Origin of the sequence: Paraburkholderia phenazinium (assembly GCF_900100735.1) — a bacterium.
Classification (GTDB): Bacteria; Pseudomonadota; Gammaproteobacteria; order Burkholderiales; family Burkholderiaceae; genus Paraburkholderia; species Paraburkholderia phenazinia.
In genome coordinates this window covers 24,523-45,698 of the sequence record NZ_FNCJ01000017.1, presented here as the reverse complement: position 1 = coordinate 45,698, position 21,176 = coordinate 24,523, and the positions used below count along the sequence as shown (strand labels likewise).

The 21,176-nt window shown below is 62.6% G+C and carries 19 protein-coding genes; 8 read left to right on the top strand and 11 right to left on the bottom strand.

The window, feature by feature from the left end:
* The first annotated feature begins 22 nt into the window (after nucleotides 1-22).
* A complete protein-coding gene (locus BLQ92_RS29400; protein WP_090690257.1) occupies nucleotides 23-1,045 on the top strand; it encodes a Crp/Fnr family transcriptional regulator in 1,023 nt (340 codons plus the stop codon).
* A gap of 19 nt (nucleotides 1,046-1,064) precedes the next feature.
* Here the strand turns inward: BLQ92_RS29400 and BLQ92_RS29395 are convergent, their stop codons facing one another.
* Nucleotides 1,065-1,391 (bottom strand): hypothetical protein, encoded by a 327-nt coding sequence (locus tag BLQ92_RS29395; RefSeq protein ID WP_090690254.1) that lies wholly within the window; start codon nucleotides 1,389-1,391, stop codon nucleotides 1,065-1,067.
* Nucleotides 1,392-1,815: 424 nt separating this feature from the next.
* Here BLQ92_RS29395 and BLQ92_RS29390 point away from each other — a divergent pair, with 424 nt between their 5' ends.
* Entirely contained in the window at nucleotides 1,816-2,013 is a 198-nt protein-coding gene (locus BLQ92_RS29390) for a DUF3311 domain-containing protein (protein ID WP_090690623.1), read from the top strand.
* A complete protein-coding gene (mctP, locus tag BLQ92_RS29385) occupies nucleotides 2,010-3,485 on the top strand; it encodes a monocarboxylate uptake permease MctP (protein WP_090690251.1) in 1,476 nt (491 codons plus the stop codon). Before BLQ92_RS29390 ends, mctP begins: the two co-directional genes overlap by 4 nt.
* A gap of 40 nt (nucleotides 3,486-3,525) precedes the next feature.
* On the opposite strand, the gene BLQ92_RS29380 is transcribed toward mctP, so the two are convergent.
* The 5 genes from BLQ92_RS29380 to BLQ92_RS29365 all read right to left on the bottom strand — a co-directional run bounded on the left by BLQ92_RS29380 (nucleotide 3,526) and on the right by BLQ92_RS29365 (nucleotide 9,415).
* Nucleotides 3,526-5,712 (bottom strand): prolyl oligopeptidase family serine peptidase, encoded by a 2,187-nt coding sequence (locus BLQ92_RS29380; RefSeq protein WP_090690248.1) that lies wholly within the window; start codon nucleotides 5,710-5,712, stop codon nucleotides 3,526-3,528.
* Nucleotides 5,713-5,798: 86 nt separating this feature from the next.
* Nucleotides 5,799-7,985: a prolyl oligopeptidase family serine peptidase gene (locus BLQ92_RS29375; RefSeq protein WP_175772718.1), complete on the bottom strand. Its 2,187-nt coding sequence runs from the start codon at nucleotides 7,983-7,985 to the stop codon at nucleotides 5,799-5,801.
* Between the two features lie 87 nt (nucleotides 7,986-8,072).
* Nucleotides 8,073-8,237, bottom strand: coding sequence for a hypothetical protein (locus BLQ92_RS40215; RefSeq protein WP_175772717.1), 165 nt, complete (start codon nucleotides 8,235-8,237; stop codon nucleotides 8,073-8,075).
* Between the two features lie 101 nt (nucleotides 8,238-8,338).
* On the bottom strand, nucleotides 8,339-8,986 hold the full coding sequence (locus BLQ92_RS29370; protein ID WP_090690241.1) for a glutathione S-transferase family protein: 648 nt from the start codon (nucleotides 8,984-8,986) through the stop codon (nucleotides 8,339-8,341).
* Nucleotides 8,987-9,109: 123 nt separating this feature from the next.
* On the bottom strand, nucleotides 9,110-9,415 hold the full coding sequence (locus BLQ92_RS29365; protein WP_090690238.1) for a DUF3471 domain-containing protein: 306 nt from the start codon (nucleotides 9,413-9,415) through the stop codon (nucleotides 9,110-9,112).
* 224 nt (nucleotides 9,416-9,639) lie between these two features.
* Here BLQ92_RS29365 and BLQ92_RS29360 point away from each other — a divergent pair, with 224 nt between their 5' ends.
* Together BLQ92_RS29360 and BLQ92_RS29355 are read left to right on the top strand one after the other, a co-directional pair.
* On the top strand, nucleotides 9,640-10,623 hold the full coding sequence (locus tag BLQ92_RS29360) for a lanthionine synthetase C family protein (protein WP_175772716.1): 984 nt from the start codon (nucleotides 9,640-9,642) through the stop codon (nucleotides 10,621-10,623).
* A 333-nt stretch (nucleotides 10,624-10,956) separates the two neighbouring features.
* Nucleotides 10,957-11,184, top strand: coding sequence for a hypothetical protein (locus tag BLQ92_RS29355; protein WP_090690230.1), 228 nt, complete (start codon nucleotides 10,957-10,959; stop codon nucleotides 11,182-11,184).
* A gap of 151 nt (nucleotides 11,185-11,335) precedes the next feature.
* Here the strand turns inward: BLQ92_RS29355 and BLQ92_RS29350 are convergent, their stop codons facing one another.
* The 4 genes from BLQ92_RS29350 to BLQ92_RS29335 form a co-directional block, all read right to left on the bottom strand.
* Nucleotides 11,336-13,564, bottom strand: a complete 2,229-nt coding sequence (locus tag BLQ92_RS29350) for an NADP-dependent isocitrate dehydrogenase (protein ID WP_090690226.1) — start codon at nucleotides 13,562-13,564, stop codon at nucleotides 11,336-11,338.
* 695 nt (nucleotides 13,565-14,259) lie between these two features.
* Nucleotides 14,260-16,323, bottom strand: coding sequence for a M3 family metallopeptidase (locus BLQ92_RS29345; RefSeq protein WP_090690223.1), 2,064 nt, complete (start codon nucleotides 16,321-16,323; stop codon nucleotides 14,260-14,262).
* Nucleotides 16,324-16,470: 147 nt separating this feature from the next.
* Nucleotides 16,471-16,941, bottom strand: coding sequence for a GNAT family N-acetyltransferase (locus tag BLQ92_RS29340; protein WP_143016684.1), 471 nt, complete (start codon nucleotides 16,939-16,941; stop codon nucleotides 16,471-16,473).
* A 137-nt stretch (nucleotides 16,942-17,078) separates the two neighbouring features.
* Nucleotides 17,079-17,585, bottom strand: coding sequence for a cupin domain-containing protein (locus tag BLQ92_RS29335; RefSeq protein WP_090690216.1), 507 nt, complete (start codon nucleotides 17,583-17,585; stop codon nucleotides 17,079-17,081).
* Nucleotides 17,586-17,946: 361 nt separating this feature from the next.
* Between BLQ92_RS29335 and BLQ92_RS29330 the strand changes: the two genes are divergently transcribed.
* From BLQ92_RS29330 to BLQ92_RS29320, 3 genes are all read left to right on the top strand, one after another.
* Nucleotides 17,947-18,258, top strand: coding sequence for a hypothetical protein (locus BLQ92_RS29330; protein WP_244106390.1), 312 nt, complete (start codon nucleotides 17,947-17,949; stop codon nucleotides 18,256-18,258).
* A 13-nt stretch (nucleotides 18,259-18,271) separates the two neighbouring features.
* Nucleotides 18,272-18,670 (top strand): hypothetical protein, encoded by a 399-nt coding sequence (locus tag BLQ92_RS29325; RefSeq protein ID WP_090690210.1) that lies wholly within the window; start codon nucleotides 18,272-18,274, stop codon nucleotides 18,668-18,670.
* Between the two features lie 152 nt (nucleotides 18,671-18,822).
* Entirely contained in the window at nucleotides 18,823-19,269 is a 447-nt protein-coding gene (locus tag BLQ92_RS29320; RefSeq protein ID WP_244106387.1) for a lytic transglycosylase domain-containing protein, read from the top strand.
* A gap of 125 nt (nucleotides 19,270-19,394) precedes the next feature.
* Here the strand turns inward: BLQ92_RS29320 and BLQ92_RS29315 are convergent, their stop codons facing one another.
* Complete coding sequence (locus BLQ92_RS29315; RefSeq protein ID WP_143016683.1) at nucleotides 19,395-20,495, bottom strand: hypothetical protein; 1,101 nt, start codon at nucleotides 20,493-20,495, stop codon at nucleotides 19,395-19,397.
* Nucleotides 20,496-21,176: the final 681 nt, after the last annotated feature.

The following is a 21,176-nucleotide window of genomic DNA, read 5'->3' as shown; positions in this document are numbered from 1 at the left end:
CCGCTTTTAGCTATCGAACACAATGAACGATTGGAACGCCCTATTCGACGAAGTCAAGACGAAGGGCCAGTTCGGTAGCGACGCCCAACTGGCAGACAGCCTTGGTCTGACACGGGCACAGATTTCAGCGTGGCGCACGGGCAAGTGCGACCTTGGCACCCTCACCAAACTCAAGCTGCTCGACGTGCTCGGTCACGCCGACGTGCGCGCGGCCGTCCTGAGCCTGTTGCCGGAAAAGAGCCGCGAGGAGCAGATTGCGCAGCATCTGCTGCTCGCCGAACGGGTCGCGCGTGGGACGAGGCCGGCTGCACAGGAAGAAGAGTCCGGGGCGCAGCCGCATGCACCCGAGGACAACCGGCTGCTCGCGGCCCTGCCCGCGGCCGATCGGGCTCGGCTTGTCCCCCATCTTGTGCCGATCTCCCTGCCCTTGGGCCATGTGGTCTATGAGCCGGGTGACCGGCTGAGCCATCTCTACCTGCCCACCACGGCGGTCCTGTCGATGCTGCGCGTCATGAACGATGGCGCTTCGGCCGAACTCGCGGTGATCGGCAAAGAAGGGCTGCTCGGCGTCGCCATGTTCATGGGCGGCGACACCATGCCGAGCCGCGCGGTCGTGCAAAGCGCAGGCAACGCCTACCGGCTCAACAGCGAAGTGGTGCGCAAGGAGTTCGCCCGCGGCGGGGCGGTCCAGCACCTGTTCCTGAGCTACCTCCATTCGCTGATTACGCAGATTGCGCAGACCGGTCTCTGCAACCGCCACCATTCGCTGACACAGCAGTTCTGCCGCTGGCTGCTGCTGACCCTCGACCAGATCGACTCGAATGAAATTCACGTCAACCCGGAGTTGATCGCGGGCCTGCTGGGGATGCGGCGCGCCAGCGTCACCGAAGTCGCCCGCGAGCTACAGCGCGCTGCCGTGATCCGATATCGCGGTGGCTTGCTCGAAGTGCTCGACCGCGCGGCGCTGGAACACCACGCCTGCGAATGCTATGGCATCGTCCGGCGCGACTATGACGGGCTGTTTAGCCGTTTTCTGATGCGTTGAGAAGTGCGCTACAGGAGGATCAAGCGTCGCCGGTGCCCAGCAGGTCGCCATGCTTGACGACTGCAGCGATCCAGCTATGCAGTTCGTGGCGCTCCATGTCTAGCAGAAGCTCGGGCAAGCCCTGCGCATCGGCTGCGCCCAACACGTTGTGCAAGGCGAGAAATGCCTTGGTTTGCGAATACATGACGTGGGAGAGACGCTTGCGCGCTTCGGGATGCGCCACGCCGGCCGCGTGCGTATCGATGATCGCGTGCGACAACTTTTCGCTGACATAGCTCAACGGCACACCCTGGCGGATTTCGCGAGAGACGTACGCCGGACCATTGGACGACAGGTTCAAGCTCACATCCAATCCTCAAATGATTGCAGACACATCGGGTTCACTTTATCGGCAGGCCTAATTACACGCGGGTGTCGTTCGGTCCAACCCGAAATACGGTCTGGCGCGATTTTCATGGACCTCCAGAGAGGCAGGCGTAGCGAGGGCGCCAGGTACAGTGCCGATAGACACGGATCGTACCCCCATTGACAGCAACGATCTGTGGATCGTTCGTCTACATTTGTGTCGTTTTGTCACTGACGCAACGCCGTCTCGCGGCGCCGACATAGTCCCACAGCCTCATTCCGGCGCAACTGCCCGGCTACAAGCATCGCTCGGCAAATTCTTAGATAATGCGCGCTGACGCCGCCGACACGGACGCACGACAAGTGCTGCGGCGGCGCGACAGCACCCGATGCTCCGTTCCGACACACACAATCTAGGGGATTTCTTGGAAACTACTGCTCCGGCCGGCCGCTCCTGGCTATGGCTCATCTTGCTGATACCGTATATCGCGCTGCTCTGGCTGCCGTTCTATAACGACACGCGCCCGTCGTTCGCCGGCTTCCCGTTCTTCTACTGGTACCAGTTCCTGTGGGTGCCGCTCACGTCCCTGCTGATCTACGTTGTGTACCGGGGTCTCAAATGAGCGATGCGATTCCAGTCAACCCGGTCGCGATGACCGTTTTCATTTTCTTCTTCGTGCTGGTCACGGTCGTGGGCTTCTTCGCTGCGCGCTGGAAGCGTGGCGACCTCACACAGTTGCATGAGTGGGGCCTTGGCGGCCGGCAGTTCGGCGTGGTCATTTCATGGTTCCTGGTGGGCGGCGACTTCTATACCGCCTATACCGTGATCGCGGTGCCGGCGCTGGTGTATTCGGTGGGCGCGTATGGCTTCTTCGCGCTGCCTTATACGATCATCGTCTATCCGTTCGTGTTTGCCGTGATGCCGAAGCTGTGGCAGATCGCGCATGCGAAAAACCACATTACCGCGGCCGATTACGTCCAGGGCGAGTACGGCGGCAAATGGTTCCCGGGGGCGGTGGCGCTGACCGGCATTATCGCGACCATGCCGTATATCGCGCTGCAACTGGTGGGCATGCAGGTCGTGATCAAGGGGCTCGGCGTCACTGGCGAACTGCCGCTGATCGTCGCCTTCGTGATCCTCGCGCTCTACACCTACACGAGCGGCCTGCGGGCGCCGGCGATGATCGCCTTCGTCAAGGACATCATGATCTACATTGTCGTGATCGCGGCAATCTGGCTGATTCCGTCGAAGTTAGGCGGCTACGGCCATGTGTTCGACGCGGCCGATACGTATTTCAAGGCCAAGGGCGGCGCGACAGGCATCATCCTCAAGCCGACCCAGTTCACGGCGTATGCATCGCTCGCACTCGGCTCGGCACTGGCCGCGTTCATGTATCCGCATACGATGACGGCGGTGTTGTCGTCCTCCTCCGCTGCGACGGTGCGCAAGAACGCGATTTTCTTGCCGGCGTACACGTTGCTGCTGGGCCTGATCGCGCTGCTCGGCTATATGGCGATTGCAGCCGGCGTGCATGTGAAGTCGGCTTCGGACGTCGTGCCGACGCTGTTCGGCACGCTGTTCCCGTCGTGGTTCGTCGGCTTTGCGGCGGCGGCGATTGCGATCAGCGCGCTCGTGCCCGCGGCCATCATGTCGATCGGCGCGGCCAACCTGTTCACGCGTAATCTGTGGCGTCCGATCGTGTCGCCGAACATGTCGTCCAGCGCCGAAGCCTCCACGGCGAAGATCGTCTCGCTGGCGGTGAAGTTCGGCGCGCTGCTGTTTATCGTGTTCCTGCCCACGCAGTATGCGATCGATCTGCAGTTGCTCGGCGGCGTGTGGATTCTGCAAATTTTCCCCGCTATCGTGTTCTCGCTGTACACGCGGCGCCTGAATACGCCGGGGCTGTTCCTCGGCTGGCTGGTGGGGATCGTGCTGGGTACCGGGATGGCGATTTCGCAGGGCCTCAAGCCTGTGTTCGCGCTGCATCTGGGCGATGCGACGTATCCGCTGTATATCGGCCTGATCGCGCTGACGGCGAATATCGTCGTGACCTTCGTGGTGTCGGTGGTGACGCCCAGGCGCGTGAGCGCTTAACGTCAAGGCGACGGGTGCTTGGCACCCGTCGCCTCCTACCTCAATGCTGCGGCTGGAACCCCGGCTTGCCCATCTGCCAGAGCGTGAACGCCCACTCGTCGGCCAGCAAATTGGCACGCTGCGACATGCTCGAACCCATCCCATGGCCCGCGTCGAAGTCGATGCGCAACAGCACCGGATGCCCGCTGCTGGTGGCCTCCTGCATCCGCGCCGCCATCTTCAGCATGTGCCACGAGGAGACACGCGGATCGTTCGCCCCGGTCGTGAAGATGATTGCCGGGTACGGCGTGCCGTCATGGATATGCGCATAGGCGCTCATCGCATAGAGACCATGGAAGCCAGCCTCATTCGACGAGGAACCCATTTCGGGCACGTTCGGCGGGCCGTTCGGCTCCGTCTCGAAGCGCAACGCATCGGATAGGCCCACATCGTCCATCACCACCCGGAACAGCGCCGGGTTGATCTCCATCGCACCGCCCATCACGATACCGCCCGCGCTGGCGCTATTCGCCGCGAGATACTTCGACTGCGTGTAGCGCTGGTCGATCAGGTACTGGGCGCTAGCGTTGAAGTCGAGGATGGTGTTGATCTTGGTGAGCTTCTGACCGGCACGGTGCCAGGCATCGCCATACTCGCCGCCGCCGCGCATATGCGACACTGCGATGATGCCACCCTGATCGAGCCACGCTTTCCACTGCGGACGGTATACCGGATCCATCGACACACCATAGCTGCCATAGCCGAACACGATGGTCGGATGCGAACCGTCGCGCTTGACGCCCTTCTGCGCGATGATCGACACCGGAATGCGCGTGCCGTCATAACTGGTGGCGAACTCGTCGTGTGCCTCGATATCGTCGGACTCCGTCTTCGACGGCGGAACCAGGCCGGTGTCGCTCGCCACATTGGTCTTCGGGTCGTAGGCGAATTCACGCGGCGCCTTCACCCAGCCCTGCATGCCGAACATCGCACCTGGCTGGCGCGGATCGGTCGTCAAGTCGACCACCGTGCCCGCAAACGGCAGGCTGATCGTCTGGGTTTCCTTGCCGTCGAACGATACGCGCTTCAACTGGAAGCTCGCCCCCGCCCGTTCGCTGATATACATCGCGTCGCTGCCCAAAGCGAAGGCGTCGATCACATTGGGGCCTTCGGGCACCACCACGTCGGCATGCGCGAGATCGGGATGCTCAGCCGGCACCGAGAGAATCTGGAAGCGTGCCGCGCCCTTCTCCGAGAGCAGATACAGCCGGTCGCCATGCAGACGCACGTCGGTCACCCCGTCTTCGGTCGAGGCGATCTTTTGCCACGGCGTGTCGGCGCCATGGATCTGATCGAGCCGCACGACATAGAAGATATTGGGGTTGTTGTCCATGTTGTGATTCACCACCGCAACGGCATACGGCGAATCGGGCGCCAACAGCACATAGGTGCCCTGCCCTTCGGCCACGTCGAGCTTCGGTGAGACACCGTGGCCGAACACGGCCTCGTCTCCATCGCCGCTGGTGTTCTGGCCGAGCACGTGGAGGTACGTCACGGCGTTGTACAGCATCTTCGACGGCGGCGTATCGGGGCCGGGTTTCGGATAGCGCAGATAGAAGAACGAGCGGTTGTCGTTGCGCCAGGAGACGACGCAGTCCTCCGCACGGTCGATGGTCTCGGCGAGATCGCTGCCGGTTTGCAGATCGACCACATGCAGCACGCTCTTTTCCGAGCCGCCTTCGGAGATGCCGTAGGCCACGTAACGGCCATCGCCCGACGGCGAGAACCAGTCGAGCGCGAAGTGATGCGCGCTATCTTTGGCGAGCTTGGCCGGGTCGACCAGAACGTGTTCCTCGCCCTGGAGGCTGTCGCGATACGCGAGCTTGGGCAGATTGGCGCCCGGCTCCAGCACTTCGTAGAAGATCCGCTCGCCGCGACGTTCGAAGTTGAAGCGATGCAGATCGCCGCCCATCAGGCCTTCGATTTGCTGCGCCAGCTCGGCGCGGCCGGGAATGGCGTCGAGCACCTTGCGGGTGTAGCCAGCCTGATCTTTCATCCAGGTCTGAACTTCAGGATCCTTCAGGTTCTCCATGTAGCGGTAGTTGTCGACTACCGGCGTACCGAAGTAGGTATCCGTCACCGGGCGCACCGGCGCCACCGGTTGCCCTTGCGCCGCCTGCGCCGCGGCGGAGGCGGCGAGCAAGGCAGCGGCAAACGTTACGGCCAGGAAAGACTGGGTTGGTTTCATTCGAGCTTCCAAAGGTACGAGGCGCCGCAAGATTACCGCGTCTTACGGCAAGCTGACTAGAGGTTCAAAAAAGCGCGGCTAGCGCGCTATTGCTTAGACTGAAAACCCGGCTCGCCCATCTGCCACAACGCGAACGACCACTCGTCGGCGAGTTCGTTGGCTGCTTGCGTGAGGCTGGAGCCAATCCCGTGGCCCGCGTCGTAGTCGACTCGTAACAGCACCGGCAGCCCGCTGCTGGTGGCCGCCTGCACGCGAGCCGTCATCTTCAGCATGTGCCACGAGGGCACCCGCGGATCGTTGGCGCCGGTCGTGAACATCACGGCCGGATACGGCGTGCCGTCATGCACGTGGGCATAGGCGCTCATCGAGTACAGGCCGTGAAAACCGCTTTCGGTCGCGGTCGAACCGAACTCCGGCACGTTCGGCGGTCCGTTCGGCGCGGTTTCGGAACGCAGGGAGTCCGAATCGCCGACGTCGTCGAGGACCACGCGGAACAGGCCCGGGTCGATCTCCAGCGCGCCGCCCATCACGATGCCCCCTGCGCTCGCACTGTTCGCCGCGAGGAGCTTCGGCTGCGTGTAGTGCTGATCGACCATGTATTGCGCGGACGCGACGAAGTCGAGCAGCGTGTTGATCTTCGTGAGCTTCTGCCCGGCACGGTGCCACGCGTCGCCATACTCGCCGCCGCCGCGCATATGCGAGACCGCGAGGATGCCACCTTGCTCGATCCACGCCTGCATGGTCGGATCGTAGTAGGGATCCATCGAGGTGCCGTAGCTGGCATAGCCCGTCACGATGGTGGGATGCGAGCCGTCGCGCGTCACGCCCTTCTTCGCGATGATCGACACCGGAATGCGCGTACCGTCATAGCTCACGGCAAACTCGTCGTGCGCCTCGATGTCGTCCGATTCGGTCTTGGCCGGCGGAATCAGGCCGGTATCGGTGGCGGCGTTGCTGTTCGGATCGTAGGCCAGCTCACGCGGCGCCTTGACCCAGCCCTGCAGGTTGAACATCAGGCCCGGCTCGCGCGGATCGGTGCTCAGGTCCGCCACGGTGCCCGCAAACGGCAGTTCGATCGTCTGGCTATCCTTGCCGTCGAACGACACGCGCTTTAACTGGAAGCTCGGGCCCGCCCGTTCGCCGAGGTAAATCGCATCGCTCGCGAGATCGAACGAGTCGATCACATTCGGGCCTTCGGGCACGACCACCTCGGCCTGCGCAAGATCCGGATGCGCGAGCGGCAACGACAGGATCTGGTAGCGCGAGGCGCCCTTGTCCGACAGGAGGTAAAGACGTTCGCCGTGCAAACGCACACCGGTCACGCCGTCTGCGGGAGTGGCGATTTTTTGCCACGGCGTGCGTGCACCATCGATCTGCGCAAGCGGGACGATGTAAAACGAATTGGGGGCGTCGTCCATGTTGTGGTTCGCCACCGCCACTGCATACGGCGAATCGGGCGACAACAACACATAAGCGCCCTGACCGTCCGGCACATCGACACTGGCGGAGACACCCTTGCCGAACACCGCCTCGTCGCCGGCGCCATCGGGATTCTGACCGAGGACGTGCAGGAAGCTCACCGCGTTGTAGTCGGTTTGCGAGGACGGCGTATCGGGGCCCATCTTCGGATAACGCATATAGAAGAAGGAGCGGTTATCGTTGCGCCAGGAAACCACGCTATCGGACGTACGGTCGATACGCTCGGCAAGCTGCTTGCCGGTGCTCAGGTCGACGATATGCAGCACGCTTTCTTCGGAGCCGCCTTCGGAAATGCCGTAGACCACGTAACGGCCGTCCCATGAGGGCGAAAACCAGTCGAGCGAGTAATGATGCGCGCGATCCTTCGCGAGCTTGGCCGGATCCACCAGAACGTGTTCCGCGCCGTTGATGCCGTCGCGGTAAGCCAGCTTGGGCAGATTGGCGCCCGGATCCATCAGCTCGTAGAAGAGCCGGTCGCCGCGGCGCACGAATTGATCGCGGCGCAGATCCTTGCCGCCCAACGAGAGAATGCGCTGGGCCAGCGCGGCACGTCCGGGAATCGCATCGAGCACCGTGCGCGTATAGCGCGCCTGCGCTTTCATCCAGCGCTGGACTTGCGGATCTTTCAGGTTCTCCATGTAGCGGTAGTTGTCGACTACCGGCGTGCCGAAGTAGGTATCCGTGACGGGTCGCACCGGTGCAACCGGAGGACCCTCAGCCGCGCGAGCGCCGGCGGAGGCGGCGAGCAAGGCGGTGACAAGCGTGACAGCAAGGAAAGACTTTGTTGGTTTCATTGGTGCTTCCTGAGTAACGAGGCGCCGCAAGATTACCGCGACTCGAGACTCGCCGACTAGAGGATTCATAAAACCTGTGCGCGAGGCTCAGCGCCGCGATCGCTTGTGGGTTTGCCTGGCGCGCTCGTGCGGCTGAAGAAAGCGCTCATCTTTAGCGTTCTCACTCGCACCCGTGCGAAATGCGCTCACTTTGATAGCGATGCTTGCAAGGATCGCGAGCGCCCCTAGCGTTTCAAGCAAAGCCGAGATCATTCACCTCTCCTTGGGCACATCAATCATGGCGCATAGGGATGGGTTCGTCGCGCGATACGCGCATCCCCATGCGCTTGCAAAGCGGCAGCGCTCTCTTGACGCTAGCTTGCCGGATTGCTCCAGTCGCTCAGGCCTTCTCTCACATTGAGCTCGATAAACGACGGCAAAGCGCGCAGCTTGCCGATATAAACCGCAAGGTGCGGCCACGCCAGGGCCTTGCGCGGCATGTTGCGCGACCAGCGCATCAGCATCACCGCGAGAAAATCTGCTGTACTGAGTTTCCCGCCCACCAGGTAGGCGCGGCCATCGGCAAGCAGGGCATCGAGCCTGTCCCAGCTTTGCTCGATCCGGCGCCGCGCGAGCGCCTGGACCGCTTCCGCACCCGCCGGGTCGCCGTCCTCACCCGCGTAGAACCAGTCGCGCATCGCCGGCAGGACCGTGTTGGCCATAAACACCATCAACTCCAGCCACTCGGCCCGTTCCGGCGAGCCCGGCGCCGGCGCGAGACCGGCAGCCGGATGGCGCTCGGCGAGCAGCATCAGCAAGGCGGTGGATTCGTGACGCGGCACGCCGTCGACGATCAGGGTCGGCACCCGTCCTGCCGGGTTCAGGCGCCGATACTCGGGGTCGTGTTGCGCACCCTCGTCGATATTGATCAGCCGCGCCTCGAAGGGAATCTGCGCCTCGATCAGCATCCAGTGAACCGCCATGCTCGCCGCACCCGGCGAGTAGTAGAGCGCGTACGTCATCGATTTACTCCGTTGGTTTGTTAGTTTGATCCATCTTGCGCGCCGCGGCATGCGTGCTTGCCCGGCGCAAACAGTGAGCCGCCTCAACGAGACGGCGCGGGCTACAGTGCGCGGCTGGCGCGCTCATGCTTCGATTCTGGGTGCACGATGATCGAGTCCGTTCTGGTGGTGCGTCAACCAGGACGCTTCGCCATTCGCCTCCACGTCAAAGATGATCTGTGCATCTATGATTGTGTAGAAGAAACACCGCTCGCCTTCCGGATGGACTGGAAAGCGATTTTGGCCGGTTAGTTGCGCATACAACTGGTTGTTCTGCAGCGTAATCATCATGACGACGCCGGGTCGCAGCTCGTAGTGGCCCACGTATGCCACCAATACAGCGGGATCAAGCGGCGTCTCGTGGCGAAGCGGCGGCATCGGCGTCAGCAAACGGCGAGGCGCGTTGCGCGAGCAGCGCCTCTATTTCCGCATCACCTGGAAAATGGGACATCTGCGGTGAACCCTCCGCAACGATATGCGACATCGGTATCACTCCCGGCAAATGCATCTAATGCGTTTTTCGACAATGCCCTTATCCTGGGGCATCATCGGCATCGGCTAGATGATCGGACAGCGTAAGGCGATTCGCAAGCGGATTCGCCGGCGCGATGGGCGTGAGACGCAAGCGCTTTCCCGACGCCCTGCGCGAATCGAATCGCATATGGCTCGAAGAAAATGACAGCACGTTCTTCGCGTCGTGGCTAATGGGCGAGACGCCCTGGCTGATGCTCGAGTACGGACACGCTCCGAGCGCAGCGCTCGCCGATCGGCTCGACCAACTGATCCGTAGCAATCTCGACAACCCCACTCGCGAACTGATGTGGGGTTCGCCCGGCACGCTGCTGGCCGCGTCCTTGCTCCACGAACGCACGCAGGACGAACGCTGGGCCGACCTGTTTCGCCGGACCGCCGAGCAACTCGCTTCCGAACTGAAGTGGTCGGAGCAGCACGGCTGTCACTACTGGACGCAGGATATGTACGGCACAGAGTCGACGTACATCGACGGCGTCCACGGTTTCGTCGCCACCGCACTGCCGCTGATACGCGGCCGGCATCTGCTAGACGCGGCCACCTGGAGCGAGTGGGAGCAGCGCATCGTCAATACGGTGCGGCAGACCGCGACACTCGAGAATGGCAAGGCGAACTGGCGCGCCTTCCTCGATACTCCCGAAGGCCGTACGCCGCGCAAGCTCATGCAGTTGTGCCACGGTGCGCCGGGTTTCATCGTCTGCCTCGCGCACCTGCCAAGCCGCGAACTCGATCCGCTGCTGCTTGCCGGCGGTGAAGCGGTCTGGAGCGCGGGACCGCTCACGAAGGGTTCGAACCTGTGTCACGGCACCGGTGGCAACGGTTACGCGTTTCTGGTCCTCTACCAGCGCACCGGCGACATCAAGTGGCTCGAGCGCGCGAGGGCTTTCGCGATGCACGGCATCGTCCAGACCGAGGCCGATGAGGCGGCCTATGGACAACTGCGCTATTCGCTGTGGACCGGCGACCCTGGTTTTGCCATCTATCTATGGGACTGCCTGCGCGGCACGGCTGCGTTCCCGACTTTGGACGTGTTCTATGGCGCGGCGAGCGGAACGGCCCACCCCTGAAATTTCACGATGTGGCATGAGTCGTTGCACTACAAAAAATCGTGGTGCATGGCACAAACCGGCCGTTTCGCAATGCCGTCCCACATTCCATAATCCGGAACAAACTCAATAACACATTGTTTTTAATGCATCTTTTTTAATACAACGATCCCGACATCGCCGCTTTTCCGGCGCCTCGCTCACGTAGACTCTTTTACATGAGCCGGCGTTCTGGACGGCTGGATCGAGCAGGCTGCGGCACCCGCCCCGCGAGATCCACCCCGGAACCGACCCGCGTCACGTACGCAGGTCAGCCACGGATTCGCATTTTTGATAATGATCGGGAGAGAAAAAATGGAAGGCTTTCGCTTTGGTTCGACGGAAGGATCGTTCTACATTTTGCCCGGCAAGGACGGCTGGGAAGCATCGTTCGGCAACACGAAGCTGGGCGCATTTGCCAGCCCTCAGTTGGCTGCTGACGACCTCGCACGGGGCGTCTGCTGTCCGCATCTGTCCGAAGCCGACACCTCGACGCTCGAAATCCCGGAGCAAATCTCCGACTGGGAAATCGTTCACATCTAAGCTGAGCGCCTAAAGCGGGACACGTTGACCAGCCCGCCAAAGCGCAGCGGGCGGACTGCACGGCACGTCATGATTGACGCTACCGCACAGCCCGCCCGCCGCATGTACTACCTCATGCTACCTGTAACTTCCAGCTAGCTTCTAACTTGGCTTACGCAACCGAGTCCACGATCTTGTTGAGCGTGGCGCTCGGACGCATGGCCTTGCTGGTCAGATCGACGTTCGGACGGTAGTAACCGCCGATATCCACCGGCTTGCCTTGCGCTGCAGCCAGCTCTTCGATGATCTTCGCTTCGTTGTCGGCCATCGCCTTCGCCACAGGGGCGAACTGCGCCTGCAAGGCAGCGTCTTCGGTTTGCGCAGCCAGCGCCTCGGCCCAGTACATCGCCAGATAGAAGTGGCTGCCGCGATTGTCGATACCGCCAACCTTGCGTGCCGGCGACTTGTCGTTGTCGAGGAACTTGCCGGTTGCCTGGTCGAGCGTCTTGGCCAGCACCTGTGCCTTCGGGTTGTGGTACGCGTTGCTCAGATGTTCGAGCGAAGCGGCCAACGCGAGGAATTCACCCAGCGAGTCCCAACGCAGGAAGCCTTCTTCCACCAGTTGCTGAACGTGCTTCGGCGCCGAACCGCCCGCACCCGTTTCGAACAGGCCACCGCCTTCCATCAGCGGAACGATCGACAGCATCTTCGCGCTGGTGCCCAGTTCCATGATCGGGAACAGGTCGGTCAGGTAGTCGCGCAGCACGTTGCCGGTGACCGAGATCGTGTCCTTGCCGGCACGAATGCGTTCGATCGAGAACTTCGTCGCTTCGACCGGCGTCATGACGCGGATATCCAGACCGTTCGTGTCGTGGTCCTTCAGGTACTGCTCGACCTTCTTGATGATCTGGGCGTCGTGCGCACGAGCCGCATCCAGCCAGAACACTGCCGGCGTGTTGGTCGCGCGGGCGCGGTTCACGGCCAGCTTGACCCAGTCCTGCACCGGCGCGTCCTTGGTCTGGCACATGCGCCAGATGTCGCCTGCTTCGACATTCTGCTCGAGCAGCACGTTGCCGGCTTCATCGCTCACGCGGACCACACCGTTCGCCTTGATCTGGAACGTCTTGTCGTGTGAACCGTATTCTTCAGCGGCTTGCGCCATCAGGCCGACGTTCGGCACGCTGCCCATCGTGACCGGATCGAACGCACCGTGCTTCTTGCAGTCTTCGATCACAGCCTGGTACACGCCTGCGTAGCAACGGTCCGGGATCACGGCCTTGGCGTCGTGCAGTGCGCCGTCGGCGCCCCACATCTTGCCGGACTCGCGGATCATGGCGGGCATCGACGCGTCGACGATCACGTCGCTCGGCACGTGCAGGCTGGTGATGCCCTTGTCCGAGTTGACCATCGCCAGATGCGGGCGCTGTGCGTACTGGTCCTTCATGTCGGCTTCGATCGCTTCGCGCGTTTGCTCCGGCAGATCCTTCAGGCGCGCATACAGGTCGCCGATACCGTTGTTCGGATTGAAGCCGACCTTGGCCAGCGCGTCCGCATGCTTGGTCAGCACATCCTTGTAGAACACCGAGACCACGATACCGAAGATGACCGGGTCCGAGACCTTCATCATGGTGGCCTTCAGGTGCACCGAGAACAGCACGTTGTTGGCCTTCGCATCGGCGATCTGCGCTTCGATGAAGCTGCTCAGTGCCTTCTTGCTGAGCACCGAGGCGTCGATGATTTCGCCGGCCTTCACTGCCGTCTTTTCTTTCAGGACCGTCTTGCTGCCGTCGGCGGCCGTCAGTTCGATCTTGACGCTGCCGGCTGCGCCGATCAGCGCGGATTTTTCGCTGCCGTAGAAATCGCCGCCGCTCATATGCGCGACGTGCGACTTCGAGTCCGCGGTCCATGCACCCATTTTGTGCGGATGCTTGCGGGCGTAGTTCTTGACCGACAGCGGCGCGCGGCGGTCCGAATTGCCCTCACGCAGCACCGGGTTTACGGCGCTGCCCTTGATCTTGTCGTAGCGTGCCTTGACGTCTCTCTCTTCGTCGGTCGTAGCGACGTCCGGGTAGGACGGCAGCTTGTAGCCCAGGTCGCGCAGTTCGCCGATCGCGGCCTTCAGTTGCGGCACCGAGGCGCTGATATTCGGCAGCTTGATGATGTTGGCTTCCGCACGGGTGGTCAGTGCACCCAGTTCGGCGAGATCGTCAGACCCCTTTTGCTCCGCAGTCAGATAGTCCGGGAACGCGGAAATGATGCGTCCGGCCAGCGAAATGTCGCGTGTTTCGACGGCGACGTCCGATGAGCGCGTGAAAGCCTTCACGATCGGCAGCAGCGAGTAAGTTGCCAGAGCCGGCGCTTCGTCGGTAAGGGTGTAGATGATCTTCGGCGATGTAGACATATCTGATGCTTTGCGTGATGAAATGAAAGACAGAGCGTTGGTGGCGCTGAGCCAACGAGGTTGCACAGTAAGAGACAGCGGACAAATACGCACCGGACTGCAGCGCGGCCCAAGGTACGACTTTTAAGGCGCGCCCGAGAGTATAGGCGTGTTTACCAGAATACGCTTCCGGAGCTTGACATCCGTGCCGGGATTCGGGTGGATTCCGCGGCCGCAATCCGGTGGGCTTTGGGCCAGTTTCCGGCCGGCCCATTCCCCGGCGCCACCGGCTGAAAGCGCCGTGTGGCGGGGCTCGGCGCGTGGGCACGCCAGCGCGGGCTGCCCGCACCACGGGCCCAGCCGGGCCCCGACCAGCCGACTTGCCGCCGACACCGGCAGTTCGTCAAGCGCTGAAACATATCCTTGCTGACGGCGCGAGCAATCCGAGTCGGATCCATTGCCGCGGGCATCGGCAACGGCCCGTGCCAGACTGAAAGGATCAGACGGGGTACGAATTGGAACACGACAAATTTCGCCGTGCAGGTTTGACGACGCGAGGTCAGGGAAACGCGGCACCGCGTTCGAGTGGCGGAGTACCCGGTCTATGTGAGGACTGTAGGCTTAGGACGTGAAGTTGCGGGACGCAGCGCCGCTGCTCTGCCGGGCGCATAGGTACATGCGCCCGGCAGGAGTCTAGCCTTCAACTACTGCACGAATCAGCCGTGTGCAGGCGTTGCCAGCAAGCCGCGCTTCTCCAGCATCGGCTCGACCGCCGGCTCACGACCGCGGAAGGTCCTGAAGGCCGTCGCCGGATCGATCGAATTGCCCACGCTGTAGATCCACTTCAACAAACGCTCGGCGGTGGCGCGGTCGAACGGATCGCCGGCCTCCTTGAAGGCGGCGTAACCGTCCGCTTCCAGCACCTCGGCCCACATATAGACGTAATAGCCCGCCGCGTAGCCGTCACCCGAGAACAGATGCTGGAAATGCGGCAGGTAATGACGCATGCCGATATCGTCAGGCACGCCGAGCTTTGCCGCCTGTTCCGCCTGGAACTGCGCGATATCCACCGGCGTCCTGTCGGTACGCGCGTGCAGGGCCATGTCGATCAAGGCAGGACCGACATACTTCACCGTCGTGAAGGCCTGATCGAAACGGCTCGCCGCATCCAGACGTTCGAGCAGTTCCACCGGAATCGCCTCGCCGGTTTCGACGTGGCGTGCGTGACGCAACAGCACCTCACGCTCCTGCGCCCAGTTCTCGAACAACTGCGACGGCAGTTCGACGAAGTCCGACAACACATTGGTGCCGGCCAGCCGCTCGTACTGCACGTTCGACATCAGACCGTGCAACCCATGACCGAACTCGTGGAACAGCGTGCGGATATCGTCGAAGCTCAGCAGCGTCGGCGAACCCTTCGCGAAGTTGTTGTTGTTCAGCACGATCGGCAAGGTGCCGCCGTTGCGACCCGACTGCGAGCGCAGGATGCTCATCCACGCGCCGCTGCGTTTGGTCTGACGCGCGAAGTTGTCGCCAATGAACACGCCGATCAATTTTCCTTCGGAGTCCATCACTTCCCACAGACGTGCGTCGGGGTGATAGAGCGCAATGCCGTGACGTTCCTTGAAACGCACGCCGAAGAGCCGCGCGGCGCAATCGAACATCGCGGCCTGCATTGCGTCGAGCGAGAAGTACGGCTTGACCTGGGCATTGTCGATGGCAAAACTCTTCTGCCGCACTTTCTCCGCCAGATAACGCCAGTCCCAGGCGGCGATCGGCGTCGGTTGGCCGAGCTCGGCCGCCAGCGCGCTCAGGCGTTCGCGGTCGTGCTTCGCCATTTCGATGGCCGGCTTCCAGGCGCGCTGCAGCAGTTCATCAACGGCCTCGACCGAAGGCGCCATGCGATCGGCCAGCTTGTAGTCGGCATACGTCGCATAGCCCAGCAGTGCCGCCTGCTCCTGCCGCAATGCCACCATCCTGGAAGCGACCGGGCGGTTGTCGTGCTCGCCCGGATGAGCGCCGCGTTCGCCGCGCGCGCGCCAGACCTGCTCACGCAGGTCGCGCCGCTCGGAGAACGTCAGGAAGGGCTCGGCCAGCGACGGCGACAACGTGATGACGTAGGTGCCTTCCGGCAACCCACGCTCGCGTCCCGCCTGCAAGGCAGCGTCGAGCAGGAACGACGGCAGGCCGGCACGCTCGTCGGGCGTGGCAAGCGTCAAGGCGAACGACGCTTCGTCGGCGAGGACGTTCTGGGCAAACTGCGTAGACAGCGCCGCCAGTTCCTCGACGATCGCGGCGAAGCGGGCCTTGTCCTGCGCGCCGAGCGTCGCACCGGCCCGCTCGAAGTCCAGATGGAAGCGCTCCAGCAAACGCACTTGCTCAGCGGTCAAACCGAGACTGGTGCGCCGCTCGTACAGCGCATGCAGCCGCGCGAACAACGCTGCGTTCTGGTAAATCGCGCTTTCGTGCGCCGCAACACGCGGCGCCATCTCGCGCTCGATTGCCTGCAAGGCCGGCGAAGTTTCGCTGAGTGAGAGGTTTTCAAAGAGCATCTGGATGCGGCGCAGCAACTGGCCGCACGCATCGAGCGCCGCCACCGAATTGCCGAACGTCGGCGCCTCAGGGTTAGCCGCAATGGCGTCGATCTCGCGCTGATGCGCAAGCATCGCGGCATCGAATGCAGGGGTGAAATGCTCGGGGCGGATCCGGTCGAACGGCGGTAAGCCGTAGGGTGTATGCCAGTCCTCGAGTAGAGGATTGGCTTCTTGCGAGAGGGACATGGGTGGTTTCCTTAACGCGGGGCCCCAATTCTATTCCTCGTCTGCAAGGCTTGCGATAAATGTCATAGAGGTCCGGTTCGATGCGCCATGGCGGTGCCGCCGTGCGGCGCGGCGCACGATTCAAAACGCATGATTCGAGCCTTCGCGCTAAGGTGTGGGTGGCGTTGCCACGACCTCGGGATACTCATAGTCGAGATATTCCGCGCCCTTGCTCACGCATTGAAACCCGGCTGACTCATAGAGAAACTGGGCGGGGTTGCCGCGGAACACATTCAAGGTCAGCCTCGCGAAACCTTGCGCGCGGGCATCGTCCATATAGTGATTGAGCAGTAGCCGGCCCAAGCCGCGTTGACGCAGTTCGGGCACGACGTGAATCGATGCGAGACACGCGGCGCCGTCGATGTTTTCCCAGAAGCAGTATCCAACCGGCACGCCGTCCTGGTCGACGACAGACATGCGCTCGAGCGCACCGGTCCATTGCCGCAGATGCGAGTGCATCGCGTCTTTCCAGCGCTGCTCATGCTCGGGCTCGATCGTCTGAATGTAATTCAGCTCGCCCTTGTAGACCATCGGGAGATCGGCAGGCCGCGCCTTTCTGACCACGTACTCTGGATTCACGGCGGCACTCCTGTCGCGGAACGTCTTGTTGGTCCGCGAGGATGGTGCGGACGCGGCATTCTATCTGCGAGCGAGGCGTCACGTTGCCGTGTTCAAAATTATCCGCAGCGCTGCACCCGTTCAAGTCGCCGTCATGATCAAGGCTCGGTGTCCCAGTAATCGAGTGAATTCTCTTTGCGTTGTATCGCCGCGAAGACCCGGCTGCTTGCATTGTCGCGCACGATGGCCTGGTACTTGTCCGAATCGGGATACTCGACCACCTCGGGGTCGTCGCGGGTGCTGATGGACAGGTACTTCAGAGGCGCAGACGAAGAGTTGATGAGCTGATGCGGGTAGTCCGGACCGGGCGGAATAAAGATCACATCGCCGCCGCGGATCGGCAGCAGTTCCCCGGCGACCCGCAAGGTGCCCTCGCCCTCGAGAATCACGAACATCTCTTCCTGCGCGTAATGAAAGTGATAGGGGCACGAGCGCTTGCCCGCCGCGACGATATCGATCGACGCGCCGAGTTTCGTGGCCGCCGTGCCCGCGGCGAGCCGCGTGCACATCGTGTCGTACAGCGGCGGCCGCACTTCGGAAGCCAACTCGGCGTCGTTGAAATTTCGGATCAGCTTTGCCGCCAGCTCTTTGACCTTGTCGTTCATGTCTCGTCTGCTCCCGGGATGAGTCAAAACCGTTGCGTGTACGCCGATTGACTGGCGGCTATTGTCTGATCTTTCCGGGCCGTGCGCCATCACCAATCATCAGATGAAAAGCGAGCTCCAGGCCGCACGATCGTGCGGGGCAACTTCACTTCCGGACGGACGCAGAAAAGCCATTGATGCGCGTCTTGCGACCAATATTGAGATACGTTTTCTTTTTTGCCAAACGTTTGCGTTTTGCATATCAAGTTCCCCCTTCCGCCTGCCGAAAACGCGTTCACAGCGTCGATGACACTTAAGGGAGCAACTTGTGAAGCAGCTGTTGTTTATCATCGCCCTCCTCGCCCTGGCCGGATGCGCGCAAATGCCGGCGAGCACCACGACGTCGGAGAAGCCGCCGGTCTCGACCGACATCATGAGCTTCACGATTCCGCCGGATGCGCTCGGCGCACGCGATCCGCAATTGACCGCCGTACTCACCAAGCTGGGTACGCTGGCGGCGGCGCAGAAGCAGCCCACCACGATTCTCGTGACCGCTCTCGGCCAGGACTTGCCGTACCTCAACCAGGCCATCTGGCGCGGCGTGCCTGCACAACACGCAGCGAAACTGAGTCTCGACAACCAGACGGCCGGTGCGAACCAGCCGTATAGCGTGTCGATCAAGCCAACGCCATAAGGAAGCCGAGTCTATGTATCGCCTACCCGTACTGGCAACGAGCCTGCTGCTGGCGACGTCTGCGTTCGCAGGCCAGCCCGCCAGCGCACCCCAACCGGCCGCCCCTGCGACCGCGCTAGTCATGCCCGCCGCACCTGCCGCGTCGGACAAGGTCTATCCGCCCCTGCCGAGTCTCGCCATGCTGCCGCCGGCGAGCGATGACGACGAGGATCCGCTACCCACCAGCAAACCCGCGCAGAGGAAAAAGAAGGCCCGCGTGCAGGAACGCAAGTGCGTGACGCCGGCCGCGCACATGGTGGTGTCCGATGCATCGCGCGCTTATCTCGGCGGCATCGAAAAGCAGCTCGATCTCGCGTTGGCCAGGTATGCCGCGCACGAGCCGTCAGTGCAGCGAGTCGCGCAGCTCCCTTAGTTCCCGCACTTGGTTCCTGCAGTCCCCTTTTACCCGCGAACGCCCATGGAGACTGGGCGTGATCGCGAACACGCAAGCACGCGGAGGCATGACTCGTGTCCAACTCACACCTTATCGCCGCGGCGCCCGCGCGCCGTCATCGCAGCCATGCCCTGTGGCATGGGTTTGCAGCATTCGCGCTGGCGCTGCTTTGCGGCGCAGCGCACGCGGACGATTGCTTTAACGAGGCGGCCGCTTACCAGGGTGTCAACCCGTCTGTGCTGCGCGCCGTCGCGTGGTTCGAATCGAAGGGCGACGCCGCTGCGGTCAACCGCAATGCCAACGGCTCGATCGATGTGGGCCAGTTGCAGATCAACTCCATCCACTTCGGCGATCTGGCCCGCCAGGGCGTGCCCCACCGCGCGCTCACCGATCCATGCGTGAACGTCTATGTGGCAGCGTGGCTCCTGAAGCAGAAGATGGTGAAGTACGGCAACACCTGGCGCGCCATCGGCGCCTACCACTCGGAATCGCCCAAACTGCGCGACGCCTACGCGCGCAGCATTCAGAAAATCCTCGTGACGTGGGGCGAATTGCAGGTCGCTTCGGCTTCGCCATAAGCACTGGCTTCGGGTAGCGAGCGGCAACGCCAGCGCCGAGCTGTCCGGCGGCATGGACACCCGCTGGGTGTTCCTGCGCCGGAATCATTCCATTTCGCCCGATTGTTTCGGAATCCTGCGTTCACTCAATGATGGTATGGGCCGGAGGGCACTGGCTCGGCCTGTGGCGCCGGCCCTGGCGCCTTGCTGGACTGATCCTCAGACATCGCCCTTGCGATGATGCGCTTCGCATCCGCACTGCTCGAATCGAGCACGAGCGCGTTGCCGGCGTTGTGCCACGCACAGGTCCAGCGGCCGATGTTTTCGCAGCCGCGTGCGACATCGAGCGCCACATCGCGTTGCTGCTCCCGATCCTGCAAATCTGCGCGCATGGCGAGCGCGTCGCGATTCTTCGGCTGTACGGCGAGGACGGCGGCGAGCCGTGCGTCTGCCGCGGAGAGGTTGTTTTTCTGCAGCATCACACGCACACCTTGCAGGTTCTTCTGCAGGTTCGCCAATGCGTCCGGCCGCGGGAATAGTGCCACCGGCGGCGCGGCAGGTTTGGCTAAAGCGGCTGGTGCCGACGCCGGCGACCTGGCTGTGGCGCCAGCCTGCGCCTGTGCAGGCGAACTCTGCGCCATCGCGCCCTGTGGTCCTGGAGCCGGCGCCCTGGCACCCTGCACGGCCAGCGTCTTCGGCACAGTCGCCTTGGGCATGCTGATGGCCGGCGCGCTCAACTTCGCGACGGGCTGTGTCGCGACAGGCGGTTGCGCAGCCACCACCAAACTCGCGGAAGTGGGCACGTGCGCCGGGCGCGCCAGATTCACTGCGGCTACCGAAGGCGCCCTGGACGGCGCAGGCGGGGCGACCAACGGCGCAGCCTGTTGGGCCGTGACTGCGCCGAATACCGCTTTCGGCGCCACCACGTTCACCTCCGTGCCAGGCCGGAGCACAAAATAGCCGGCCAGCGCGAGAGGCAGCAGCGCGACGGCCAGCAACACCACGATCCAGACCCAACGGTACGACCTCGGCGCACGCCACGGATCGTGCTTCGCATAAAAGCGATCGTCCTCGGCCCCTGCCGGCGTATGCCACGCCGCGGGCGCCGCCAGCTGCGGCACGTTCGAAACAGACGGGGGAGCCAGCCGGGCATTGGCCGACCCGGCGGCTGGTGGATACCAGCCGAGCGGATCGAGCTGGTTCGCACCACAGGAAGGACAGGACGGCAAACGGGCGGCTAGTGTCACACCACAGTGCCGGCACTGTGTCGAATCGTGCTGATCTGAAGTGATGTCGCTAAGCATTGGCCGAACCGCTAATCACATTGCGAGAACAGGCATGTGCGCATGCGCAACGTAAGCGCAATATGGTCTGCTTAAGCGCAAAGATCAATCGGCTATTTCGGCCAATTGGCGGAAGAATGAGATCGACGCGAAAAATGTTGCGCGACAGCGCACACAAATCAGCGCACACTGAGTTAATGCTCGAACATTTTGGCGAGCGCACATGCAAATGGGGAGTTCCATCATGGCAAAAGGTCAAATGCGCAGTAATCGCGAAGTCAAGAAACCGAAACAGGCGAAAAAGTCGACGCCCGCTACTTCGCCCACGGGAGCACCTCCCATCCGGGTAACGCCGGCATCGGCGACCACGCCAAAGAAGCATTGAGTCAAGAGCTCGCAGGAAACCTGGGCGCCACGCACCTGAGGTTTTAGCGTTGCATACGGCGAGCGGCGGACGAGACGGTCCGCCGCTCGCCGTTTTGCTTTGTGCCTCGTCTGCGCGTTTCGCCAAACCGGTTGCTCAAGCCCGGTTGATCCAGTTTGCCGCCGCTTTTCAACACGGCTATGCTGACGACGCTCGAACCGAACCGGCCACACTGGCCGCGTTGGCCAAATTGGCGAGCGGCGTCGAACCCAATGATCGTG